Genomic DNA, 21,954 nt, shown 5'->3' on the forward strand with positions numbered 1-21,954 from the left:
CGACCGCCGCCAGCCCCCACCCCTGCCCTCCCCCAGCGGGGGAGGGAGAAAAGCACACTTACAGCGACTTGCCAGCCGGCTGGTCCGGCTTCTTGTCGTTGCCTTCGATGTACGGACTCCACGGCTTGGCCTTGACCGGGCCCGGCGTCTTCCACACCACGTTGAACTGGCCATCGGCCTTGATCTCGCCGATGAACACGCTCTTGTGCAGGTGGTGGTTCTTCTCGTCCATCTTCGACACGATGCCCGAGGGGGCCGTGAAGGTCTGGCCGGCCATGGCGGCGATCACCTTGTCGGTGTCGGTCGACTTGGCCTTCTCGACCGCCTGCTTCCACATGTGGATGCCGATCCAGGTGGCTTCCATCGGGTCGTTGGTGAGCGGCTTGTCCTTGTGGCCGGCGATGTTCTTGGCCTTGGCGTACTCGCTCCACTGCTTGATGAAAGCCGTGTTGGTCGGGTTCTTGATCGACATGAAGTAGTTCCATGCGGCAAGGTGGCCCACCAGCGGCTTGGTGTCCACGCCGCGCAGCTCTTCTTCACCCACCGAGAAGGCAACCACGGGCACGTCCTTGGCCTTCAGGCCGGCGTTGCCGAGTTCCTTGTAGAAGGGCACGTTGGAGTCGCCGTTGATGGTCGAGACCACCGCCGTCTTGCCGCCGGCCGAGAACTTCTTGATGTCGGCAACGATGGTCTGGTAGTCGCTGTGGCCGAACGGCGTGTACTTCTCGTCGATGTCGGTGTCCTTCACGCCCTTGCTCTTCAGGTAGGCGCGCAGGATCTTGTTGGTGGTGCGGGGGTACACGTAGTCGGTGCCCAGCAGCACCCAGCGCTTGGCGCCGCCGCCTTCCTTGCTCATCAGGTAGTCGACGGCCGGGATGGCTTGCTGGTTGGGCGCGGCGCCCGTGTAGAACACGTTCTTCGAGAGCTCTTCACCCTCGTACTGCACGGGGTAGAACAGCAGCCCGTTCATTTCCTCGACCACCGGCAGCACCGACTTGCGCGACACCGAGGTCCAGCAGCCGAAGATCACCGACACCTTGTCCTGGCCGAGCAGCTGCTTGGTCTTTTCGGCGAACAGGGGCCAGTTGGAGGCCGGGTCGACCACCACGGGTTCGAGCTGCTTGCCCAGCACGCCGCCCTTCTTGTTGATGTCGTCGATGGCCATCAGAACGGTGTCCTTCAACACGGTTTCCGAGATGGCCATCGTGCCCGACAGCGAGTGCAGCACGCCGACCTTGATGGTGTCGGCGGCAAATGCGGGCGCAGCAGAAATGCTGGCCAGCGCGACGGCGGCGGTGAGCGCCTTGAGTGTGAAACGACGTTGCATGTGGACTCCTGCTCCGGGGTTGGTTGACCTTGGCGCCAGCGCTGTGCTGGCGTGGGAGGGAGTTTGCGGAATGCACCAGGACGGGGAAATACGCCGGGTGGCGTACACGGAGGTACTCAGGCGGACGGCGGCGGTGCCGGGTACTTCCGGGCGTTGACCAGCATCTTGCTTCTTGCCGCTTCCACCAGGTCGATGCCGAGCTTGTCGGCAAGCTGGAGCAGGTAGAGGAAGACGTCGGCAATCTCCGTGCCGATCTCGGCGCGCTTGTCGGCCGGCAGCGAGCGGCTCTGCGCTTCGGTGAGCCACTGGAAATGTTCGAGCAGCTCGGCGGCTTCGACCGAGAGCGCCGACGCGAGGTTCTTGGGGGAGTGGAACTGCTCCCAGTTACGGGCCTGGGCGAAGTCGCGCAAGGCTTGGGTGATTGAGGTCAGATCGGATTCCATGGCACACCAGTCGTCGGGCGGCGAGTGTGGCACGGCTCCAGGGAAGAAGCCCATCCGGGCATGCACATACCCGGATTGGGCAGGCGTCACAACCGGGGCGGCGAGGGCCGGGTGCCTCGCCAGTGGAACATCGCGACGAGAAGAGCCGACACCATCAGGTACACCAGCGCCACCCCGAACGCGCCCGAATACGCAGCGGTGTCCGTCGCATTCTCCAGCCTCCCATAGAACAGGATCCCGATCAACGCCACCCCCAGCGCATTGCTCGCCTGCTGCACCATCGACAGCACGCCCGAGGCCACGCCCGCATGCTGCGGCGGCAGGCCGGCCAGCACGGTGGACACCAGCGGCGCCATCACCATGCCGAGGCCTGCGCCCTGCACCAGCAGCAGCGGGACCATCCAGGCGACCACATGCGAGTGGCCCGCCCATCCCGCCACGTTGACGAACTGCAGCGCATGCCCCGCCGCCAGCACGAGGGCGCCGAGCGCGATGGGCGGCTTGCCGCCGAAACGCCGTGCGAGGCGCGCACCGGCCATCGACGTCGCGAAGAAACCGACCGCCAGCGAAGTGAAGACCATGCCCGACGCCAACGGGCCCAGCGCCAGGCCCTGCTGCAGGTACAGCGCCAGCACGAAGTACAGCGAGGCGTTGCCCACGTAGAAGGCCAGCGTGGTGAGCAGGCCCGTGACAAAGCGGCCGTTGGCCAGCAGCGCCGCTGGTGGCGCCGGCGCTGCTGAAAAGCGAATGCGGCCAGCAAGGGCAGCGCGGCCGCAAGGCACAGCCAGCTCCACAGCGGCCAGCCTTGCTCGCGCCCTTCCACCAGCGGCAGCACCACGGCCACCGAGCCCGCGGCCGCCAGCAGCATGCCGGCGAGGTCGAGCCTGCTGTTGCCGTTGTTCGCCAGCGGCGGAATGACGCGCGGCGCGAGCACCAATGCCAGCAGCCCGATGGGCACGTTGATGAGGAAACAGCTGCGCCAGCCGAGCCCCGCCGGATCGGCGTGGATCAGCAGGCCGCCGACCAGTTGCCCGAGCGTGGCACCGAGCCCCAGCGTGAGCCCGTAGGCCGCGAAGGCGCGCGCCCGGCCTTCGCCGATGTAGGCCAGCCCGATCATCGCCAGCACCTGCGGCTGCAGCAGCGCCCCGGCCAGGCCCTGCAGCACGCGCGCGGCCACCAGCATCTCGGCATTCGGCGCGAAGCCGCAGGCCGCGGAGGCCAGCGTGAACAGCAGCAGGCCCAGCATGAACATGCGGCGCCTGCCGAACAGGTCGCCGAGCCGGCCGCCGGTGATCAGTCCCGCCGCGGTGGCCAGTCCGTAGCCCGCCACCACCAGCTGCAGGGTGCCGGCGCTCGCCAGCAGTTCGCGCTGCATCGACGGCAGCGCGACGTTGACGATGAAGAAATCCAGCACCACCAGGAAAGTGCCGCTGAGCATGACCCACAAGCCGAGCCGGCCGGGCCCGGTCGCGCCTGCGCTCTGCTGGCCGCCCGATGGAGAAAGCGATGCTGCCGAGGCAGCGATGTTCGACTGAGTCATGGTGGTAACCAGTGTTGGGAGAAAGGGGCGCGACGACAATGACCTGCGAGGTCATGGCCGATGCGCCGGCCGCTCAGACGGAAGGCGTCGGCAGGATGAATTGGTAATCGACGGCAATGCGGCCGTCCCCGGCCAGCACCAGGAACTGCAGCCCCAGCGCGGCCACCGGGCCGCCCGCGGCCGGAACCATGTGCCAATGGAACATCACCGCGTCGTGCAGGAACTGGGCATCGCCCGCGCAGACGAAGCGAAAGCCCGCATCGCGCACGTTCTTCTCGTGCGAGCCGGTGACGCGCCGATGCAGCGCCTCGTAGCCTTTGGCCTGCAGCGTGCGCACGTAGTGCTCGCCCTCGGGCACCCAGAGGCCGGCGATCGCAGTGCGGCGCGCGGTGGCATCGGGCTCGTTCCAGGCTGCGACGTAGCGCTCGGCGAGTTCGGCGGATTCATTGCGTTCATTCATGGTCTGCTCCGGTGTGCTGCAAGAGTGAAGCCGCAGTTTCGGCCTCGACTGCTGGACAGTGAATGCCCGAAAATCCACCCTTCTTGTCCATTCGTCCAACACCACAGGAGCCGCCCATGGACCCGCTCGACGATGTCTTTGCCGCGATGCGCGTGCGCAGCGCCTTGTATGCCCGCCTCGAGGCCGGCGCACCCTGGGGCCTGAGCCTGGCCGGCGGCGAGAGCGCGCGCTTCGGGCTCGTGGTGCGCGGCGGCTGCCTGCTCGAGGTCGAGGGCGTGGCGCAGCAGGTGGCGCTGGCGGCGGGCGACTGCTATGTGCTGGCGCACGGCACGCCCTACGTGCTGCGCGACCATCCGAACACGCCCACGGTGAGCTGCACCTCCGTCGTGCGCGACCGCATCGGCGGGCTGGTGGAACTGGGCGGCACGGGCACCGCGGCCTCGGTGATCTGCGGCTGGTTTCACTTCGACCAGCGCGCCGCGCAGCCGCTGCTGGCGCTGTTGCCAGTGCTGCTGCACGTGAAGATGGAGCAGGCACGCGCCCTGGCGCTGCAGGGCACGCTGCAGCTGCTGGCCATGGAAACCGGCGAACCGGGTCTCGGCTCCAGCCTGCTCGTGAGCCGGCTGGCCGACATCGTGTTCGTGCAGGCGGTGCGCGCGCACGTCGCGGCGAATGGCGAATCGCAGACCGGCTGGCTGGCCGCGCTGGCCGACGCGCGCATCGGCCCGGCCCTGCGCGCCATGCACAAGGACATCGCACACGGCTGGACGGTGGAGGCGCTGGCCGGTGCCGCGAGCCTGTCGCGCTCCGCCTTCGCGCAGCGCTTTCGCGAACGTGTGGGGCAGTCGCCGCTGGAGTACCTCACGCAATGGCGCATGTTCAAGGCCGGCAACATGCTCGGCCAGGGCGATGCCGCGGTGGGCGCGATCGCAAGCGCGGTGGGCTACGAATCGGAGGCCGCATTCAGCAAGGCCTTCAAGCGCGAGAAGGGCATTGCGCCCGGTGCGTGGCGGGCGGCCGCGCGCGAAGGCGCCACGGCATAGCCCCTTCTCTCTTCAGGCCTTCGCTACGGCACTGCGGCCTTGAACTGCGCCGCCGCGAACGCCCAGGCCATGCGCGTGGCATCGGGCCCCTCGGGGTCGCTGAACAGCAGCTTCGGCGCGCCGCCGCTCCACGAATGGCCCAGCCCCGCGATCTCGCACAGCGTGACGAGCGCGCGGCCCTTGCGCCTGAAGTCGGTCACGCGCATTGCGCGGCGCTTGCCGCGCTGCATGTCGCGCGGCCCGGACTGCCGCGCGCCCACGGCCGTGGCCCACACCGCGGCGCTGCTGACGGCATTGCTCGGCGCGACCACCGCGTCGGCATCGCCGTGCAACACCAGCATCGGCGGCAAGGTGGTGAAGACGGCCGCAGCGCCCATCGCCTTGCCGACCGCCGTGGCAGGCATCGGCGGCACATTCTGTCCGCGCATGGCGCCGAGGGCGGTGGCCGACGACTTCGCTGCGCCGGGCGCCACACCCGAGTGCATGACGACGGCGCGGAAGCGGTTCGGATAGCGCGTCGCAAGCAGGGCCGCCATGCTCGCGCCGGCCGAGAGACCGGCAAGCGCCACGCGGTCGCGGTCCACGGGATACAGCATGCAGGCCTGGTCGATGGCGGCCATCAGCGTCGCGGCTTCGGCGTCGGCCTTGCCGGAGCGGCGCTCGTACCAGTTCCAGCAGCCCTGCGGGTGGGCGATCCGGTCCTGCTCGGGATAGAGCACCAGGAAGCGCTGGCGCACGGCCAGCGCGTTCATGCGCGTGCTCGCGGCAAAGTCGCGCCCGGTCTGGCCGCAGCCGTGCAGCATGACCATGAGCGGCAGTTTCTCGCCGGGCTGCAGTTGCAGGTCGGCCGGACGGAACAGGTGATAGCCGCGCGCGCCGCCCGGCCCCATCGCCATGCCGCTGAGCCAGTCGCCACGGCCTGGCGGCGGCTTGAGCCGCTTGGCGGTGGCGCGCTGCACCTGCCCCGCCACGCGCTTGCTGTTGCTCAACGTGAGCTTGGTGAGTGCCTTGAGGTTGCGCTCGTAGGCGCGGGCGAAGACGGAAGCGGTGGAACGACGGGCCATGGCGCGCAGTGTGAAGGCAAAGCGCCGGGCGGCCAAACGGCGGCCCCCCCGCCATCCGGCGCCTCAGTAGATCTCCGGCACGATCATGTTGGCCGGCACGGGCTGGCGCAGGTAGTCCGCATGGCGTACGCGCTCCGGCAGCTCCACCGGCGGATGCGGCACCTCGTTGTAGGGCAGCTGGCCCAGCAGGTGGCTGATGCAGTTCAGCCGCGCCTTCTTCTTGTCGACCGCCTGCACCACCCACCACGGCGCCTCGGGGATGTGGGTGCGCTCCAGCATGATTTCCTTCGCCTTGGTGTATTCCTCCCAGCGGCGGCGGCTCTCGAGGTCCATCGGGCTCAGCTTCCATTGCTTGAGCGGATCGTGGATGCGGCCGAGAAAGCGCATGTGCTGCTCGTCGTCGGTGATGGAGAACCAGTACTTGATGAGCTTGATGCCCGAGCGCACCAGCATCTTCTCGAACTCGGGCACGGTGCGGAAGAACTCCTCGTACTCGTCGTCCGTGCAGAAGCCCATCACGCGCTCGACGCCGGCGCGGTTGTACCAACTGCGGTCGAACAGCACCATCTCGCCCGCGGCGGGCAGGTGCGCGGCGTAGCGCTGGAAGTACCACTGCGTGCGTTCGCGGTCGTTGGGCGCGGGCAATGCGGCGACACGGGCCACGCGCGGATTCAGGCGCTGCGTGATGCGCTTGATGACGCCGCCCTTGCCCGCCGCATCGCGGCCTTCGAACAGGATGACGACCTTCTGCTTGCTGTGCTGCACCCAGTCCTGCAGCTTGACCAGTTCGCCCTGCAGGCGGAACAGCTCCTTGAAGTAGGCCTGGCGGGCAGCCTTGTCGGCGGACACGGCGGCTGACGGATCGAGGCCGTCGATGTTGCGGTCCTCGATCTCCAGTTCGAGCTCTTCGTCGTAGCTGTCGATCAGGTCGCGGGCGATGCGTTGCATCAGGTCTTCGTGGTCGGGAAGTGCGCTCGTCAGCATGGTGGGCAAGAAGAAGGTGAAAGGGTCGGAAAAAGCATGCTGCTCGCCCCATATGACGGCTGCGTGACGGCCCGAAGCCGATTGACACGCCGTTGTCACACGGCGCGAACACCATCCGAAGCCACTCCAACACCCCAGAATCGCCCATGAACACGCTCGCAGCCCCGCATGCCGAGTTGCCGTCCGCGTCCTCGGCGCACCGGCCCAGGCTCGACGCCAAGCCCGGCCCGCTCACGCTCATCACCTTCGTGGGCCTGCTGGCCGCCGGCCTGCTCTTCACGGCCTGGAGCCTGGTCGGAGACGTCACGGCCTCGGGCGCGCCGGTCACCACCTGGGTGCCCTACATCCTGCTGGGCGTGGCCCTGCTGATTGCACTGGGCTTCGAGTTCGTCAACGGCTTCCACGACACGGCCAACGCGGTGGCCACGGTGATCTACACGCACTCGCTGCCGCCCAACTTCGCGGTGGTGTGGTCGGGCTTCTTCAACTTCCTGGGCGTGCTGGTGTCCAGCGGCGCGGTGGCCTTCGGCATCATCGCGCTGCTGCCGGTGGAACTGATCCTGCAGGTGGGCTCGGGCGCGGGCTTCGCGATGGTGTTCGCGCTGCTGATCGCCGCCATCATCTGGAACCTGGGCACATGGTGGCTCGGGCTGCCGGCTTCTTCCTCGCACACCCTGATCGGCTCGATCATCGGCGTGGGCGTGGCCAATGCGCTGATGCATGGCCGCGACGGCACCAGCGGTGTCGACTGGGCCCAGGCCACCAAGGTGGGCTATTCGCTGCTGCTGTCGCCGATGGTCGGCTTCGGCTGCGCCGCCCTTCTGCTGCTGGCGCTGCGCGCCTTCGTGAAGAACCGCGCACTGTATGAAGAGCCCAAGGGCAGCGAGCCGCCGCCGTGGTGGATCCGCGGCCTGCTGATCCTGACCTGCACGGGCGTGTCGTTCGCGCACGGCTCCAACGACGGCCAGAAGGGCATGGGACTGATCATGCTGATCCTCGTGGGCACGGTGCCGATGGCCTATGCGCTGAACCGCGCGATGCCCGCCAACGAGACCGTGAAGTTCGTGGCAGTGGCCGAGATGGCGCAGAACGCGCTGAACCGCAGCGTGCCCGGTTCGCTGCCCGCGCAGCAGGCGGCGCCGCAACCCGCCGCTGCGCGCGAGACGCTTTCCACTTACGTGCGCACGCGCGAGTTCGGCCCCGCGGTCGCGGCCAGCGCGGGCAGCATCGGCGAGCAGGTGCGCAGGCACGGTTCGCTCGCAGCGGTGCCGGCCGAGGCCGTCGCCAACGTGCGCAACGACATGTACCTGGCCTCCGAAGCCATCCGCCACCTCGACAAGAGCGGCGCCGCCAGGTTCGACGGCGAGACGAAGCTGCGCGTGGGCGCGTTCCGCCAGGAGCTGGACGATGCGACACGCTTCATCCCGCTGTGGGTCAAGGTTGCGGTCGCCATCGCATTGGGGCTGGGCACGATGATCGGCTGGAAGCGCATCGTGGTCACGGTGGGCGAGAAGATCGGCAAGACGCACCTGAGCTACGCGCAAGGCGCCTCGGCCGAAGTGGTGGCGATGATCACCATCGGTGCGGCCGACATGTACGGGCTGCCGGTGTCGACCACGCACGTGCTGTCCTCCGGCGTGGCCGGCACCATGACGGCCAGCGGCTCGGGCCTGCAGATGTCCACGCTGCGCAACCTCGCGCTGGCCTGGGTGCTGACGCTGCCGGTGGCGATGCTGCTGTCGGGGTCGCTCTACTGGCTGTTCACCCGCATCTTCTGACCACGCATCTTGTCGGCACTCCATGACCTCGCCGCCCAGTCCTATGGCGGCGACGAAGCCGGGCTGATCTCCGGTTACCTCTTCGACGCCTCGGCAGCCGAGCCCGCGCGGGCCATCGACTCGGCGCAAGCCGCCGCATGGCTGGCCGAAGAGCGCGACCGTGAATGCACCGAGGAAAACCCCGCGTACGTCTGGCTCCATTTCAACCTGAGCCACGCGCATGCGGAGCGCTGGCTGTTGCGGCACGCGAACCTCTCCGACACTTTCTACGAGACGCTGCACGAAGGCCTGCCCTCCACGCGCATCGAGCGCGACGACGATTCGCTGATCGCCGTCATCAACGACGTGCATTTCGAGTTCAGCTTCGAGCCCTCGGACATCTCCACGCTGTGGATCAGCGTGGGCCCGCGCCTCGTGGTCACGGCGCGCACCAAGCCGCTGCGCTCGGTCGACACGCTGCGCACGGCCGTGAAGGCGGGCGACGCGCCGCGCTCGAGCACCGAGCTGCTCGAGCACCTGCTGCGTGCGCAGGCCGATGTGCTGGTGAAGATCGTGCGCGGCGTCACCTCGCGCATCGACCGCATCGAGGACGAGTTGCTCGCCGGCCGCCTCGACCACAAGCGCGCGCGGCTCGGCGTGCTGCGCCGGCTGCTGGTGCGGCTGCAGCGGCTGCTGGCGCCGGAGCCGGCCGCGCTGTTCCGCCTGCTGCAGGGGCCTCCGGGCTGGATGTCCGAGCCCGACGCGCAGGCGCTGCGCGGCTCGACCGAGGAGTTCTCGGTGGTGCTGCGCGACATGCAGGCGCTGCAGGAGCGCATCAAGCTGCTGCAGGAAGAGATCGCCGCCAACGTCAACGAGGACAACAACCGCAGCCTGTTCGTGCTGACGGTGGTCACGGTGCTGGCGCTGCCGATCAACATACTGGCGGGCCTGTTCGGCATGAACGTGGGCGGCATTCCGCTGGCGGACCACAAGCACGGCTTCTGGATCGTGGTGGCGATCGTCGCGAGCTTCACCGCGGTGGCGGCCTGGGCGGCTTTCCGCAAGAAGCGCTGAGCCCCATGCCACGGCGCAGTAATGCTATTTATTTAGTAGCGTCTCGCGCAGCATCCATGCGCCCGCATCGATGTTCCAGACCCCCTAGAATGGCGGGGTGTCCTCCATCCTCAATGCCGATCTTCACTGCCACTCCGTGGTCTCCGACGGCACGCTGACGCCCGAAGAACTGGCCGCGCGCGCAGCCGCCAACGGGGTCGAACTCTGGGCCCTCACCGACCACGACGAGGTCGGCGGCCAGCATCGCGCCGCCGCCGCGGCCCGTGCCAACGGCATGCGCTACCTCACCGGCACCGAGATCTCCGTGACCTTCGCGGGCGAAACGGTGCACATCGTCGGCCTGGGCTTCGATGCCGACGACGCGGCCATGTCGCAAGGCCTCTACGACACGCGCGGGGGCCGCGGCAAGCGCGCACAGGAAATGTCCGAGGGGCTGGCCAAGGTCGGCATCCACGGCGCGTACGAAGGTGCGCTCAAGTTCGTCGGCAACCCCGAACTCATTTCGCGCACGCACTTCGCGCGCTTCCTCGTCGAGAAGGGCCACTGCCGCGACACGCCCGAGGTGTTCCGCAAGTTCCTCACCGAAGGCAAGCCCGGCTACGTGCCGCACCGCTGGGCCACGCTGAAGGACGCGGTGCAATGGATCACCGGCGCCAAGGGCATGGCCGTGATCGCGCACCCGGGCCGCTACAAGTTCACGGCCAACGAGGAGTACGCGCTGTTCCTCGAATTCAAGGCGCACGGTGGCAAGGCAATCGAGGTCGTCACCGGCAGCCACACGCCGGCCGAGTTCGTCGAGTACGCCGACAAGGCGCTCGAATTCGATTTCGCCGCCTCGCGCGGCAGCGATTTCCACAGCCCCGACGAGAGCCACTGCGACCTCGGCAAGCTGCCGCCGTTGCCCGGTGCGCTCACTCCTGTGTGGGAACTGCTCGGCGATCGCATCCAGCAGTGAGGCAGAGTTCCGGGCCCGGTATCGACAACGCAGCTACCGTTGCGCTGGCGAATGCACGCGCGGCGCAGCAGCGCAGCCGCAGCAAGGAATCGGAACGCATCCTCGCGGGCATCGGCATGGTGCTGGTCGCGAGCGCCTGCTTCGCCACGCTCGACACCGCCACCAAGTTCTCGACCATCGGCGTGCCCATCTTGATGGCCGTCTGGTTTCGCTATGCCTTCCAGGCCGTGGCAACCACGGCGGTGCTGCTCCCGCTGCACGGCACGGCGCTGCTGCGCACGCGGCACCCGCGCTACCAGTTGCTGCGCGGCGCATTGCTGCTGGTGTCGAGCACGCTGGCCTTCCTGAGCCTGCGCTACATGCCGCTGGCCGAGTTCACTTCGATCGTGCTGATCGCGCCGCTGGTGATCACGCTGTTGGCGGCCACCGTGCTCAAGGAGCAGGTCTCGCCGCTGCGCTGGATGCTGGTGGCGGGCGGCTTCATCGGCACGCTCGTCATCCTGCGCCCGGGCGGCGAGGCCTTTGGCTGGGCGGTCCTGCTGCCCATCGGGCTGGTGCTGACCAACGCGTGGTTCCAGGTGCTCACCAGCAAACTGGCGCAGACCGAGAACCCGCTCACCATGCACTTCTACACGGGCTGGGTCGGCACGCTGCTCGCGTCGTTCTCGCTGCCTTTCGTATGGGCCGCCCTGCCTTCCTGGCAATGGTGGGCGCTGCTGTGCCTGATGGGCTTCATGGGCACGGTGGGCCACTTCATCCTGATCCTGGCTTACCAGCGCGCGCCGGCGTCCACGCTCACGCCGTACCTCTATGCCCAGATCGCCTTTGCCATGCTGGGCGGCTGGCTCGTTTTTTCACAGATGCCCGACCGCTATTCGCTCATCGGCATGGCGCTGATCGCGGTCTGCGGCGCGGCCGGTGCGTGGCTCACGGTGCGCGAGCGCCGCGTGCCCATCGAACCCGCCGAATCCTGATCAGGAGATTGTTCTTTCATGGCCCAGTACTTCGAAGTCCACCCCGAGAACCCGCAGCAGCGGCTGCTGAAGCAGGCCGCCACGCTGCTGGCGCGCGGCGAGATCGTGGCCGTGCCCACCGACTCCAGCTACGCGCTGGCCTGCCACCTCGACGACAAGGACGCGGTCGACCAGCTGCGCCGCATCCGCCAGGTCGACGAGAAGCACCACCTCACGCTGCTGTGCCGCGACCTGAGCGAGCTGGCCAACTACGCACGCGTCGACAACAAGCAGTACCGCCTGCTGAAGGCGGCCACGCCCGGCCCCTACACCTTCCTGCTCGAAGCGACCAAGGAAGTGCCGCGCCGCGTGAGCCATCCGCAGCGCAAGACCATCGGCCTGCGCGTGCCCGACCACAAGGTGCTGCTGGAGCTGCTGTCGCTGCACGGCGCGCCGCTGCTGGCCACCACGCTGATCGCGCCCGGCGAGACCGATGCGCTGAACGACGCGCAGACCATCCGCGAGCGCTTCGAGAAGCAGATCGCCGCGGTCATCGATGCCGGCGCCTGCCCTTCGCAGCCGACCACCGTGGTCGACCTCACGCCCATGGGCACGGGCGACGACCCGGTCGTGGTGCGTCAGGGACGCGGTGCATTGGCCGTGCTCGGCCTCTGAAATCGGGCTGATAACCACTCCCATCTGACACAATCGCCCAGTGGATTCCAACCTGATACAGACCATCCTGATCTACGCGCTGCCGGTGATCTTCGCGATCACAGTGCACGAGGCGGCACACGGGTATGTGGCACGCCATTTCGGCGACAACACGGCCGAGGTCATGGGACGCGTCACCCTCAACCCGATGAAGCACATCGATCCCATCGGGACCATCCTGATGCCGTTGATGCTGTACTTCGCGACCTCGGGCGCCTTCCTGTTCGGCTATGCCAAGCCGGTGCCGGTCAACTTCGGGCGGCTGCACCATCCGAAGCGCGACATGATCTGGGTGGCGCTGGCCGGGCCGATGTCGAACTTCATTCAGGCCTTGCTTTGGACGCTGGTTTGGGCGTCGCTCAAGCTTCTCGATATCGATGAGGAATTCTTTCGCGAGATGGCGGAAGCCGGCATCCGGGTCAATCTCGTCATGTGCGCCTTGAACCTGTTCCCGCTACCGCCGCTCGATGGTGGGCGCGTGCTCGCCGGCTTGCTGCCAAATGGGCCCGCACAGAATTTCCTGGCCCGCATTGAACCTTTTGGCTTCTTTATTGTGATGGGATTGATCATTGCAAGAATCCTGGACACCTTCTGGATGCGGCCATTGATGACCCTTGGCTACGACTTCATCAATCTCCTTCTTTCTCCGCTGCGTTAAGTTCTTCGTCAAATGGCCTCGTCTTCCAAAGCTTCCTTGCGCGTCCTGACCGGCATCACGCCCTCGGGCACGCCGCACCTCGGCAACTACGTCGGCTCGATCCGCCACTCGGTGCGGCAAAGCGTCGCGCCCGGCGTGCAGAGCTTCTTCTTCCTGGCCGACTACCACGCGCTCATCAAGGTGCAGGAGCCGGCGCTGATCCAGCGCTCCACCCTCGAGATTGCCGCCAGCTGGCTGGCCTGCGGGCTCGACCCGGAACGCGTCACCTTCTACCGCCAGTCGGACATCGTCGAGATCCCCGAGCTGACCTGGTTCCTCACCTGCGTGACCGGCAAGGGCGTGCTCAACCGCGCGCATGCCTACAAGGCGCAGCTCGACAAGAACGTGGCCAAGGGCGAGGACCCCGACGCCGACGTGACGGCCGGCCTCTTCATGTACCCGGTGCTCATGGGCGCCGACATCCTGATGTTCAACGCCCACAAGGTGCCCGTGGGCCGCGACCAGGTGCAGCACATCGAGATGGCGCGCGACATGGCGCAGCGCTTCAACCACCAGTACGGCGAGCACTTCACGCTGCCCGAAGCCGAGATCGACGACGCGGTGGCCACCCTGCCCGGCCTCGACGGCCGCAAGATGAGCAAGAGCTACGGCAACACGATCCCGCTGTTCGCGCCGCGCGCGCAGCTGCAAAAGCAGATTGCCAGCATCGTGACCGACTCGCGCGCGCCCGGCGAGCCCAAGGACACCGAAGGCTCGGCACTGTTCCAGATCTACCAGGCCTTCGCCAGCGCCGAGGAAACCGAGACGCTGCGCAAGGCGTACGCCGACGGCATCGGCTGGGGCGACGCCAAGCAGTTGCTGTTCGAGCGCATCGACCAGGAAGTGGCGCCGCTGCGCGCACGCTACGACGCGCTCATGAACGACCCGGCCCAAATCGAGCGCATCCTGCTCTCCGGCGCCGCGAAGGCGCAGGCCCTGTCGAAGCCCTTCATGGCCAGCCTGCGCCATGCGGTCGGCCTGCGCAATCTCGCGGCCGGCAAGGACGCCGGGCAAGCCCGGGCGGCCAAGGTCGCGAAACCCAGTTTCAAGCAGTACCGCGAGAAGGCGGACGGGCTGTTCTATTTCAAGCTGTTGGATGCGCGCGGCGAAACCCTGCTGCAGAGCCGTGGATTCGCATCGCCGCAGGAAGCGGGCCGTACCATCGCGCTCTTGCAGACGCAGCGCGGCGAAGCGCTGGCCGCGCTGGCCGGCCAGCTGGACCCCATCGGAACAGAAGAAACACGCGCCGTCACCGAGGCGCTTGAGGCACTGGCGGAGGCAACACCCACGACCAGCGGGAGTTGATCCGGCAAACCCATCGGCTTACCTGCCGGTGAGCAGGACGAGAGAAGACGGTGCGATCACAAAGGAAGAAAACATGAGCATTTATGTCATCGACGACCACCCCCTGATGCGCGACGCGATCGTGATGGTCTTGCGGCGCTTGCGCCCGGCCGAGAACATCGTCGAGCTCGAGCGCCTCGACAAGCTCGCGGGCTCTGTGCAGCAGCGTGGCGCGCCGACCCTCTTCTGCCTGGACCTGAAGCTCCCGGACACCAATGGCGTGTCGGGCGTGATCGCGGTCAAGCAGGTCTATCCGAACGTGCCGATCGCCGTGTATTCGGCAGCGCCGTCCGCGGACATGGAGGACGCCTGCATCGAGGCCGGCGCCGACACCTACATCGAGAAGTCGGCCAGCTCCAACGAGCTGGCTGCGGCGTTGCGCGGCCTGCTGATGGCAGGCTCGGAAGACGAAGCCGACGAGATGCCGGCCGCCAACAGCGGCAAGCTCTCGAAGCGGCAGACGCAGCTGATCGCCATGCTCGACAAGGGCATGAGCAACCGCGACATCGCCACCGACCTGGAGATCAGCGAGCACACGGTGAAGGTGCACCTGTGGCGCCTGTTCCGCAGGCTGGGCGTGAAGAGCCGTACGCAGGCGCTGCACTACGCGCGCACGAACGGTTTGCTATCTGGTTAACCCCCTCGGGGTTTCTGGAAATGAAAAACCGCGCATCAGCGCGGTTTTTTTATGGGCGGCGCAAGAGCACATGAGGACGATTGCTCAACCACCCGACGCACTCACCCGCGCCTGCGCCACCGCCTCGTCGGCGTCGTGCAGCGCCACCCGGAACACGCTGCCGCGGCCCAGGCGCGAACGCACGCTGACAGGGTGGCCCAGCACGTGCGACAGCCGCGCAACGATGGCCAGCCCGAGGCCGAAGCCGTCGGAGGTGCCGGCATGGTCCGCCACCTTGTAGAACTCAAGGAACACGTCGCGCAGATGCTCGGGCGCGATGCCGATGCCGGTGTCCCACACCTCCACGCGCAGGCCGTCGCGCGTCTGCCGCGCGGCCAGCAGCACGCCGCCTTCCGTCGTGTACTTGATCGCGTTGGCCAGCAGGTTGCCGATCATGCGGCGCACGCGGATCGGGTCGGTCAGGAACGAGCCCTCGCACGCGTGCACGCGGAAGTCCAGTCCGCGGCTCTCGGCTACCGGGCGGTATTGCAGTTCGAGGTCGTGCAGCAGCTCGGACATGTCGACCCGCTCGACGTGCAGGCGCACCTGGCCCGAATCGATGCGCGCCAGGTCGAACATCGAGTCGAACAGTGCATTCACTGCGTGCGTGGCGCGCACGATCTTGGGCGCGAGCTCCAGCACCAGTTCAGGCTCGTTGCGCAGCCAATCTGCGTACAACGAAAGTGCCAGCACCGGCTGGCGCATGTCGTGCGCAGCGCTGGCCAGGAAGCGGTTCTTCATGGCCACGGCCGATACCGCCGCCTGCCGCTGCTGGGTCAGCGACTTGATCAGGATATGGTTATGGAACAGCAGCTCCAGGCTGTTGCGCGCCGTCTCGTGAATGTGCCGCCCCGCCCGCAGCAGCAGGAACCAGTGCAGCACCGGCAGCACCGGCATCAGGTAGCCGAACTGGAACTGCGGATGCTGCAGGGTGATCGAGGCCAGGCGCAGCAACACCGCACCCAGCATCGTGATGAACAGCGTGTTGACGTAGCGCTTGAGCAGCGGCGGATGCAGCGCCAGCCCGTTGAGCGGAAAGGTGCCCACGCCGGCCACGATGAGCCAGCTCATGAACTGGTTGACTTGCGGCGTGCGCTCGAAGAACAGCAGCACCGAGAGGCCCCACACCACCGCGCTGGTGCTCCAGACGAAGCCATAGCGTTCCGTGAACTGCTGCTGCGCCGCCGCACTGCGCCCGGCATAGCGCACCGCGTAGACCTGTGCGCCCCAGGCGCGGCAGGCGGTGGCGAGCAAGCCTGCCACCAGCCAGGTCAGCAGTTCCCAGCGGGGCACGTACGCCCAGCTCAGGCCGACCATTGCCGGCATCAGCGCACCCGAAACGAAATACGAGCCCTTCGCAGAGCGCATGAGGCTGCGAATGAGTTCGCCGCGCACCCATGATTCGGCTTCGTCGGCCGAAGCCGGGGCGGGGGTCATGCTGGCGATCGACGCATTGGCCATAAGACCGGGGATCTTAACGGGCCGCCCAACATCGTTTCACCAGGTAACCTTCGAAAACGGCGCCCGCCGATCCGGACCTTAAGCAGGAAGGATTCATGCCCTGCCGGCGGGCGGGGTGGGCACAGGCACCCCGGCTAACATGGCATCTGCTTGTGCAACCCGAACCCCATGCTGAACAACCTGACCCCCTTCCTCATCCACTGGGCCATCACCGCCCTCTCTCTGTGGGTGGCCAGCCACCTCTTTCGCGGGCTCAAGTTCGACAGCACCGGCGCGCTGGTGGTCTCGGCGCTGCTGCTGGGCCTGGCCAACGCGATCGTCAAGCCGCTGCTGATCGTGCTCACGCTGCCGCTGACGCTGGTGACCTTCGGGCTCTTCCTGCTGGTCATCAACGCGCTGATGATCCTGCTGGTAGCCGCGCTGGTGAAAGGCTTCCGGGTGTCGGGCTTCTGGACCGCGCTGTTCGCGAGCATCTTCATCTCGCTGCTGAGCATCTTCATCGGCTCGTTCGTCACGGGCAGCGACCCGGCCGAGAAGGTGCAGATGCCGCAGAGCGGCAACTGGCTCTGAGCGCCTTCGCGCTCAGGCGGAAGACATCGAGCGACGCGCCCTACTTGCCCCACACGGCCTTGTACTTGTCGCGATACCCGTTGTCCGGATCGAACACATTCTTCGGCCCGCCGTCCTTGCCCACGTTGCCCACGGTCACGAGGTGCACCCTGGGCACGTAGCCCGACCACTTCTCCTTGGCGAAGGCGCGGTTGAGTTCGTCGACGATCTGCCAGCCCTGCATGTTCAGCGGCTCGGGCACGGTGCCGGCCTGGAAGCGCTGCGTGCGGATGCGCTGGTACGCGGCCTCGGAGCCGTCGCCGGCCGACACCGCCTTCGGGTTGCCGTCGCCCTTCTTGCCGGCCGCCGTGAGCGACGGGCCCATGAAGTCGAAATACAGGTCGTTGATGGCCAGCGAGTGCGTCCACTTGTCGCCGAAGCGCTGCAGCAGCGAGGTGGTCAGCTGCGGCATGCGGGTGGAGCTTTCGGCGATCGGGCTGTCCTCGAAGCTCAGCACGGTGCAGCCGCCGCACTTCTTGATGACGGCCTCCATGGCGCGCGCCTTGTAGAGCGCAATCGCGTACTGCGAGTCGGTGAAGATCACCACGCCGGCCTTGCCGTTCGAATCGGCCACCACCCACGAGGCGGCGACGTCGGCCACGTCGTCGGTCACCGTGGTCACGTTGGCGAAGAGGCCCGCCTTCTCGTTGGGGCCAGGCTGCTCGCCCGAGTGCCAGCCGACCAGCGGAATGCCCGACTTGGCCGCGCCCGAGAACGCGGCCTTCTGCTCGGTGGTGTCGAAGCCGCCGACCACGATGCCGGCCGGCTTGACGGCCAACGCCTGGTTGAGCGCGGCGGTGCGGCCGCTCACAGTGCCCTGCCCGTCGATGACGCGCACCGTCCAGCCGATGGCGCGTGCCGCTTCTTCCACACCCTTGCTGACACCGACGATGCCGCCGTTCTTCATGTCGCCCGCGACGAAGACGATGGTCTTGCCGGCGGCGGCCTTCGGGCCGGCGGTGGGGCCGTCCCATTTCTCCTTGGTCATGGTCGCGACCTCGACCTTCTGTTTCGCCGCTGCGAGAAAGTCGTCGGCCATCGCTTTGTGCGCCAGCGTGGCGGCGCACAGGGCCAGCACGGCGGCGGCCGCGCGTGCGTGAACACTCTTCTTCATGCTTTGTCTCCGGTGGTTGTGATGGGAACGGACTGCGCGTGGTCGAGCTGGCGCTCGGCGATGCGCCGCTTGATCGAGCGGTTGCGCCGCTGCTGCGCCCAGCCCGCGATGCCGATGGACACCAGCAGCGTCAGGCCGTTGAACAGCGGCTCCACATAGAAGGCGCCGCCGAACTGCTGGATGCCCGAGATGCCGATGGCAAGAATGGCCACGCCGACCAGCGTGCCCCACACGTTCACGCGGCCGGGCCGGATGGTGGTGGAGCCGAGGAAGGCGCCGACCAGCGCCGGCAGCAGGAATTCGAGCCCCACGCTCGCCTGCCCGATCTGCAACCGCGATGCGAGCAGCACGCCCGCGAAGCCCGACAGCAGCCCCGACGCGACGAACGCGCCCATCACATGCCTGCGCACCGAAATGCCGTTGAGCTGCGCCGCCTTCGGGTTCGCGCCGATCACGTACAGCGCGCGGCCCAGCGGCGTGAATTCGGTGACCACCCACAGCGTGAGGCTCACCGCGAGCACGTAGAACGCGCCCACCGGCAGCCCCAGCAGGCTGCCACCCGCGATGCCGACGAAACCATCGGGCAGTTCGCCCACCACCTGCCGACCGCCGCTGTGCCACATGGCCACCGCGTAGATCACGGTGCCGGTGCCCAGCGTGGCGATGAACGAATCGATCTGCGCGAGCTCGACCAAGAGCCCGTTGAGCACGCCGAACAGCGCAGCGCACAGCAGCACGACGAGCACTGCCGCCGGCCACGGCAGGCCGAGCTGCGTCTGCAGGCTGATCGCGAGGATGTGCCACAGCACGATGCCGTAGCCCACCGTGAGATCGATCTTGCCGGTGATCATCGGGATGGTCGCGGCCAGCGCCAGCAGCGCGATCACCGACTTGTCGGCCAGGATCGCGCGCAGGTTGAACAGCGTCGGGAAGGTGTCGGGCAGCAGCAGCGAGAACAGCAGCGCCAGCGCCACCATCAGCACCACCAGCCCGTAGACCGGCATCGCGCGGCCGATGCCCTGCGCGAGGGAGATGGCCTCGCCGTCGAGGGACTTGTCGGGCTCCAGCGCCGTGGACTTGATCGAACTGCTCATGCTGATATTTCCTCGCGCGTTGCCGCGCCTGCTGCCAATGCCAGGAGTCTTTCAACCGTGATCGCCTCGCCCGTGAGTTCGGCGGCGATCAGGCCGTCGCGGAACACGAGCACGCGCGTGCACACGGTCGCGATTTCCTCGAAGTCGGTGGAGACGACGACCAGCGCCGTGCCGGCCTCGGCGCGCTCGCGCAGCACGCCGTAGATCTGCCGCTTGGCGCCGACGTCCACGCCGGCGGTGGGCTCCTCGAGCACCACCAGCGGCTTGTCGAGATGGAACCAGCGCGCCAGCACCACCTTCTGCTGGTTGCCGCCGGAGAGCTGCTGCACTTCGGCCGAAGGCGCGGGTGGGTTGATGTCGAAGCGCTGGATGAGCGAGAGCGCGTGGCCGTTCTCGCGGCGCGGGCGGTCGAAGGCCAGGCCGCGGTCGCCGTGCAGCGCCGCGTTGGGGAAGAGATTCTCGAGCACGGTCATCGAGCCGGCGAGGTTTTCCTCGAGGCGTTCACCCGCCACGTAGGCCACGCCCGCTCGAATGGCGTCGGCCGGGCAAGTGAAATCGCATGCATTGCCGAGCAGCTGCATGCGGCCGGCCGACAACGGCTCGCGGCCGAAGATCGCGCGGCTGATGGCCTCGTGGCCCGCACCGCGCAGGCCGACGAGGCCCAGCACCTCGCCGCGGTGCACCGCCAAGCTCAGCGGGCCGGCGTTGCCGCTGGCCGCACCGTCGAGCTGCAGCACGGGCTCGCGCCGCGCCGGGGCCTTCGCCTTCTGCACCGAAGCCGACAGCGCCTTGCCCACGATGAGCCCGACGAGCTCGCCTTCGTTCGTCTGCGTCGTGGTCTTCACGGCCACCAGCTTGCCGTCGCGCATCACGGCCGCGCGGTCTGAAATCGCCATCACCTCGTCGAGCCGGTGCGACACGTACAGCATCGCCATGCCCTGGCGGCGCAGTTCGCGCAGCACGCCGAACATGCGCTCCACGTCGCTCATCGGCAGGCTGGCCGAGGGCTCGTCGAGCACCAGCAGCCGCGCCTTTACTTCGAGCGCGCGGCCGATGGCGAGCAGCGATTTCTCGGCGCGCGTAAGAGAGAACACGCGGCGGCCGGGGTCGATGTCGCAGCCCACGCGCGCCATCACGCGGCGCGCCGTGTCGTTCGCGGCCTTCCAGTCGATGAGGCCGAAGCGGCGCGGGTAGCCGGTGCCCAGGCCCACGTTCTCGGCGACCGTCATCCATTCAATGAGGCCGAGGTCCTGGTGGATGAAAGCGACCGGCTGCTCGCGCCGGTCGCTGCGCCGCCAGTCGGCCTGCGGCTTGCCGTCGAAAAGAATCTCGCCCTGGTCGGCGGGATGGATGCCGGCGAGCAGCTTGATGAGCGTCGACTTGCCCGCGCCGTTCTCGCCGAGCAGCGCGAGGATTTCTCCGGCGCGCACGTCGAGCGTGACGCTGTCGACGGCCTGCGTGCCGCCGAAGCGCTTGCTGATCGACTGGAACTGCAGCAGTGGAGAAGCGGTGCTCATGCGCCGGCCGCCCCGCGGGTGTTCAGGCGGATGCGGTAGAGCGAGGTCGAGGCGCACACGTACAGCTCGTTGCCGTCGCTGCCGCCAAAGGTCAGGTTGCCCACCTTCTCCGGCACCGCGATGCGCGCCATGCGCGTGCCGTCGGGGTGGTAGACCTGCACGCTGTCGGCGCTGCTCGTGTAGACGAAGCCGTGCACGTCGACGCGAAAGCCGTCCGCGAGCCCCGGCTCCACGACCGCGAACACGCGCGGGTTGCCGAGGTCCTGCCCGCCGATCACGTCGAAGGCGACGATGTGGTGGTGCCCCGAACCGTCGGTGCGCAACGCGGCCGACGTGTCGCTCACGTAGAGCAGGCTTTCGTCGGGCGAGAAGGCCAGGCCGTTGGGCTCCTCGACGAAGTCGCTCACCGAGCGCAGCGCGCCGCTCGCGGGATCGAAGCGGAACACGTGGTTGCGGCCCAACTCGCTTTGTGCCTTGTGCCCTTCATGGTCGGACACGATGCCGTACGGCGGATCGGTGAACCAGATGCTGCCGTCGCGCTTCACGACGATGTCGTTGGGCGAGTTGAGGCGGCGGCCCTGGTAGCGGTCGACCACGACCTCGTCGTCCAGAGGCAGCAGCCCCGAGCCGAAGCGCGTGCGCACGATGGCACGCCGGCCGTGCGAGCAGTGCAGCAGGGAGCCATCGGCTTCGCGCGTGTGGCCGTTGGTGAACTCCACGCCCTCGCGCCACACGCTCATGCCGGCCTCGGCATGCCAGCGCAGCATGCGGTTGTTGGGGATGTCGCTCCACAGCACCGCGCCGTCTTCGCGCATCCACACCGGGCCTTCGCTCCAGGCAGCGCCGGTGCACAGGCATTCGAGCGGGCCGGCATCGCGGGCGACGGAGGCAAAACGGGAGTCGAAGACTTCGATGGTCATGGCCACAGCGCTGGTCCCTGAAGTTGGGGTTCGCAGTGTGCACTCGAAAAGATACCGGTAACCTAGGTCTTTCCCGTACGCCTATTTCGCCATCTTTCATTCTTATGAAACCGTAATTCGCTGTATTCTTTATGCATCAAACTCGGCGAATCAAAGGTTATCGGTATCAGATGCTGTGTCGCATATCCTCGAACCCGCATTTCCGAGA

21 protein-coding genes and 1 pseudogene are annotated in these 21,954 nt (G+C 67.5%); 10 read left to right on the forward strand and 12 right to left on the reverse strand.

What is annotated here, in order from left to right:
• Positions 1-58: 58 nt before the first annotated feature.
• The 5 genes and pseudogenes from urtA to ACEN9N_RS16780 all read right to left on the reverse strand — a co-directional run bounded on the left by urtA (position 59) and on the right by ACEN9N_RS16780 (position 3,770).
• A complete protein-coding gene (gene urtA / locus ACEN9N_RS16760) occupies positions 59-1,327 on the reverse strand; it encodes an urea ABC transporter substrate-binding protein (RefSeq protein ID WP_007837226.1) in 1,269 nt (422 codons plus the stop codon).
• A 116-nt stretch (positions 1,328-1,443) separates the two neighbouring features.
• Positions 1,444-1,770 (reverse strand): nucleotide pyrophosphohydrolase, encoded by a 327-nt coding sequence (locus tag ACEN9N_RS16765; protein ID WP_007837225.1) that lies wholly within the window; start codon positions 1,768-1,770, stop codon positions 1,444-1,446.
• 86 nt (positions 1,771-1,856) lie between these two features.
• Entirely contained in the window at positions 1,857-2,564 is a 708-nt protein-coding gene (locus ACEN9N_RS16770; protein WP_495654058.1) for an MFS transporter, read from the reverse strand.
• A gap of 50 nt (positions 2,565-2,614) precedes the next feature.
• Positions 2,615-3,310: pseudogene (locus ACEN9N_RS16775) on the reverse strand (MFS transporter); the annotation flags it as partial.
• A 73-nt stretch (positions 3,311-3,383) separates the two neighbouring features.
• Complete coding sequence (locus ACEN9N_RS16780; RefSeq protein WP_007837222.1) at positions 3,384-3,770, reverse strand: hypothetical protein; 387 nt, start codon at positions 3,768-3,770, stop codon at positions 3,384-3,386.
• 116 nt (positions 3,771-3,886) lie between these two features.
• On the opposite strand from ACEN9N_RS16780, the gene ACEN9N_RS16785 reads away from it, so the two are divergent.
• A complete protein-coding gene (locus ACEN9N_RS16785) occupies positions 3,887-4,813 on the forward strand; it encodes an AraC family transcriptional regulator (protein ID WP_413315664.1) in 927 nt (308 codons plus the stop codon).
• Positions 4,814-4,836: 23 nt separating this feature from the next.
• Here the strand turns inward: ACEN9N_RS16785 and ACEN9N_RS16790 are convergent, their stop codons facing one another.
• Positions 4,837-5,877 (reverse strand): extracellular catalytic domain type 1 short-chain-length polyhydroxyalkanoate depolymerase, encoded by a 1,041-nt coding sequence (locus ACEN9N_RS16790; RefSeq protein ID WP_495654059.1) that lies wholly within the window; start codon positions 5,875-5,877, stop codon positions 4,837-4,839.
• Positions 5,878-5,940: 63 nt separating this feature from the next.
• Entirely contained in the window at positions 5,941-6,861 is a 921-nt protein-coding gene (gene ppk2, locus ACEN9N_RS16795; RefSeq protein ID WP_413315666.1) for a polyphosphate kinase 2, read from the reverse strand.
• A 146-nt stretch (positions 6,862-7,007) separates the two neighbouring features.
• Here ppk2 and ACEN9N_RS16800 point away from each other — a divergent pair, with 146 nt between their 5' ends.
• From ACEN9N_RS16800 to ACEN9N_RS16835, 8 genes are all read left to right on the forward strand, one after another.
• On the forward strand, positions 7,008-8,639 hold the full coding sequence (locus ACEN9N_RS16800) for an inorganic phosphate transporter (RefSeq protein ID WP_495654060.1): 1,632 nt from the start codon (positions 7,008-7,010) through the stop codon (positions 8,637-8,639).
• A gap of 9 nt (positions 8,640-8,648) precedes the next feature.
• Entirely contained in the window at positions 8,649-9,692 is a 1,044-nt protein-coding gene (locus tag ACEN9N_RS16805; RefSeq protein ID WP_007837212.1) for a transporter, read from the forward strand.
• 97 nt (positions 9,693-9,789) lie between these two features.
• Complete coding sequence (locus tag ACEN9N_RS16810; protein ID WP_056593640.1) at positions 9,790-10,647, forward strand: 3',5'-nucleoside bisphosphate phosphatase; 858 nt, start codon at positions 9,790-9,792, stop codon at positions 10,645-10,647.
• Positions 10,644-11,621 (forward strand): DMT family transporter, encoded by a 978-nt coding sequence (locus tag ACEN9N_RS16815; RefSeq protein WP_495654061.1) that lies wholly within the window; start codon positions 10,644-10,646, stop codon positions 11,619-11,621. The genes ACEN9N_RS16810 and ACEN9N_RS16815 overlap by 4 nt, the downstream gene beginning before the upstream one ends.
• 18 nt (positions 11,622-11,639) lie before the next feature.
• Entirely contained in the window at positions 11,640-12,275 is a 636-nt protein-coding gene (locus ACEN9N_RS16820) for an L-threonylcarbamoyladenylate synthase (protein WP_413315671.1), read from the forward strand.
• Positions 12,276-12,315: 40 nt separating this feature from the next.
• Positions 12,316-12,972, forward strand: a complete 657-nt coding sequence (locus tag ACEN9N_RS16825; protein WP_007837195.1) for a site-2 protease family protein — start codon at positions 12,316-12,318, stop codon at positions 12,970-12,972.
• A 12-nt stretch (positions 12,973-12,984) separates the two neighbouring features.
• Positions 12,985-14,316 carry a tryptophan--tRNA ligase gene (locus ACEN9N_RS16830; RefSeq protein WP_413315673.1) on the forward strand — a complete coding sequence of 444 codons (1,332 nt, stop codon included), beginning with the start codon at positions 12,985-12,987 and terminating at the stop codon, positions 14,314-14,316.
• 73 nt (positions 14,317-14,389) lie between these two features.
• Complete coding sequence (locus ACEN9N_RS16835) at positions 14,390-14,992, forward strand: LuxR C-terminal-related transcriptional regulator (protein WP_007837193.1); 603 nt, start codon at positions 14,390-14,392, stop codon at positions 14,990-14,992.
• Between the two features lie 84 nt (positions 14,993-15,076).
• Here the strand turns inward: ACEN9N_RS16835 and shkS are convergent, their stop codons facing one another.
• Positions 15,077-16,492, reverse strand: coding sequence for a surface-behavior sensor histidine kinase ShkS (gene shkS, locus ACEN9N_RS16840; protein ID WP_007837192.1), 1,416 nt, complete (start codon positions 16,490-16,492; stop codon positions 15,077-15,079).
• Between the two features lie 168 nt (positions 16,493-16,660).
• Between shkS and ACEN9N_RS16845 the strand changes: the two genes are divergently transcribed.
• Entirely contained in the window at positions 16,661-17,062 is a 402-nt protein-coding gene (locus ACEN9N_RS16845) for a phage holin family protein (protein WP_056593660.1), read from the forward strand.
• A 40-nt stretch (positions 17,063-17,102) separates the two neighbouring features.
• On the opposite strand, the gene ACEN9N_RS16850 is transcribed toward ACEN9N_RS16845, so the two are convergent.
• Genes ACEN9N_RS16850 through ACEN9N_RS16865 form a run of 4 tightly spaced genes read right to left on the reverse strand, consistent with a single transcriptional unit; the run spans position 17,103 to position 21,746 of the window.
• Positions 17,103-18,215, reverse strand: a complete 1,113-nt coding sequence (locus tag ACEN9N_RS16850; RefSeq protein WP_007836015.1) for an ABC transporter substrate-binding protein — start codon at positions 18,213-18,215, stop codon at positions 17,103-17,105.
• Positions 18,212-19,309: an ABC transporter permease gene (locus ACEN9N_RS16855; RefSeq protein ID WP_495654062.1), complete on the reverse strand. Its 1,098-nt coding sequence runs from the start codon at positions 19,307-19,309 to the stop codon at positions 18,212-18,214. The genes ACEN9N_RS16850 and ACEN9N_RS16855 overlap by 4 nt, the downstream gene beginning before the upstream one ends.
• The gene (locus ACEN9N_RS16860) at positions 19,306-20,826 is read right to left on the reverse strand and encodes a sugar ABC transporter ATP-binding protein (RefSeq protein WP_413315676.1); all 1,521 of its coding nucleotides are present in this window, start codon (positions 20,824-20,826) and stop codon (positions 19,306-19,308) included. The genes ACEN9N_RS16855 and ACEN9N_RS16860 overlap by 4 nt, the downstream gene beginning before the upstream one ends.
• Positions 20,823-21,746 (reverse strand): SMP-30/gluconolactonase/LRE family protein, encoded by a 924-nt coding sequence (locus tag ACEN9N_RS16865; protein ID WP_495654063.1) that lies wholly within the window; start codon positions 21,744-21,746, stop codon positions 20,823-20,825. Before ACEN9N_RS16865 ends, ACEN9N_RS16860 begins: the two co-directional genes overlap by 4 nt.
• Positions 21,747-21,954: the final 208 nt, after the last annotated feature.

It is taken from the genome of Variovorax sp. Varisp46 (genome assembly GCF_059491885.1).

Excerpts from the sequence above, each read along its gene's own strand:
- ppk2 (WP_413315666.1), bottom strand. The coding sequence starts at position 6,861 with ATGCTGACGAGCGCACTTCCCGACCACGAAGACCTGATGCAACGCATC.
- ACEN9N_RS16830 (WP_413315673.1), top strand. The coding sequence starts at position 12,985 with ATGGCCTCGTCTTCCAAAGCTTCCTTGCGCGTCCTGACCGGCATCACG.
- ACEN9N_RS16850 (WP_007836015.1), bottom strand. The coding sequence starts at position 18,215 with ATGAAGAAGAGTGTTCACGCACGCGCGGCCGCCGCCGTGCTGGCCCTG.
- ACEN9N_RS16780 (WP_007837222.1), bottom strand. The coding sequence starts at position 3,770 with ATGAATGAACGCAATGAATCCGCCGAACTCGCCGAGCGCTACGTCGCA.
- ACEN9N_RS16800 (WP_495654060.1), top strand. The coding sequence starts at position 7,008 with ATGAACACGCTCGCAGCCCCGCATGCCGAGTTGCCGTCCGCGTCCTCG.
- ACEN9N_RS16785 (WP_413315664.1), top strand. The coding sequence starts at position 3,887 with ATGGACCCGCTCGACGATGTCTTTGCCGCGATGCGCGTGCGCAGCGCC.
- ACEN9N_RS16820 (WP_413315671.1), top strand. The coding sequence starts at position 11,640 with ATGGCCCAGTACTTCGAAGTCCACCCCGAGAACCCGCAGCAGCGGCTG.
- urtA (WP_007837226.1), bottom strand. The coding sequence starts at position 1,327 with ATGCAACGTCGTTTCACACTCAAGGCGCTCACCGCCGCCGTCGCGCTG.
- shkS (WP_007837192.1), bottom strand. The coding sequence starts at position 16,492 with ATGGCCAATGCGTCGATCGCCAGCATGACCCCCGCCCCGGCTTCGGCC.
- ACEN9N_RS16860 (WP_413315676.1), bottom strand. The coding sequence starts at position 20,826 with ATGAGCACCGCTTCTCCACTGCTGCAGTTCCAGTCGATCAGCAAGCGC.
- ACEN9N_RS16855 (WP_495654062.1), bottom strand. The coding sequence starts at position 19,309 with ATGAGCAGTTCGATCAAGTCCACGGCGCTGGAGCCCGACAAGTCCCTC.
- ACEN9N_RS16835 (WP_007837193.1), top strand. The coding sequence starts at position 14,390 with ATGAGCATTTATGTCATCGACGACCACCCCCTGATGCGCGACGCGATC.
- ACEN9N_RS16865 (WP_495654063.1), bottom strand. The coding sequence starts at position 21,746 with ATGACCATCGAAGTCTTCGACTCCCGTTTTGCCTCCGTCGCCCGCGAT.
- ACEN9N_RS16790 (WP_495654059.1), bottom strand. The coding sequence starts at position 5,877 with ATGGCCCGTCGTTCCACCGCTTCCGTCTTCGCCCGCGCCTACGAGCGC.
- ACEN9N_RS16845 (WP_056593660.1), top strand. The coding sequence starts at position 16,661 with ATGCTGAACAACCTGACCCCCTTCCTCATCCACTGGGCCATCACCGCC.
- ACEN9N_RS16765 (WP_007837225.1), bottom strand. The coding sequence starts at position 1,770 with ATGGAATCCGATCTGACCTCAATCACCCAAGCCTTGCGCGACTTCGCC.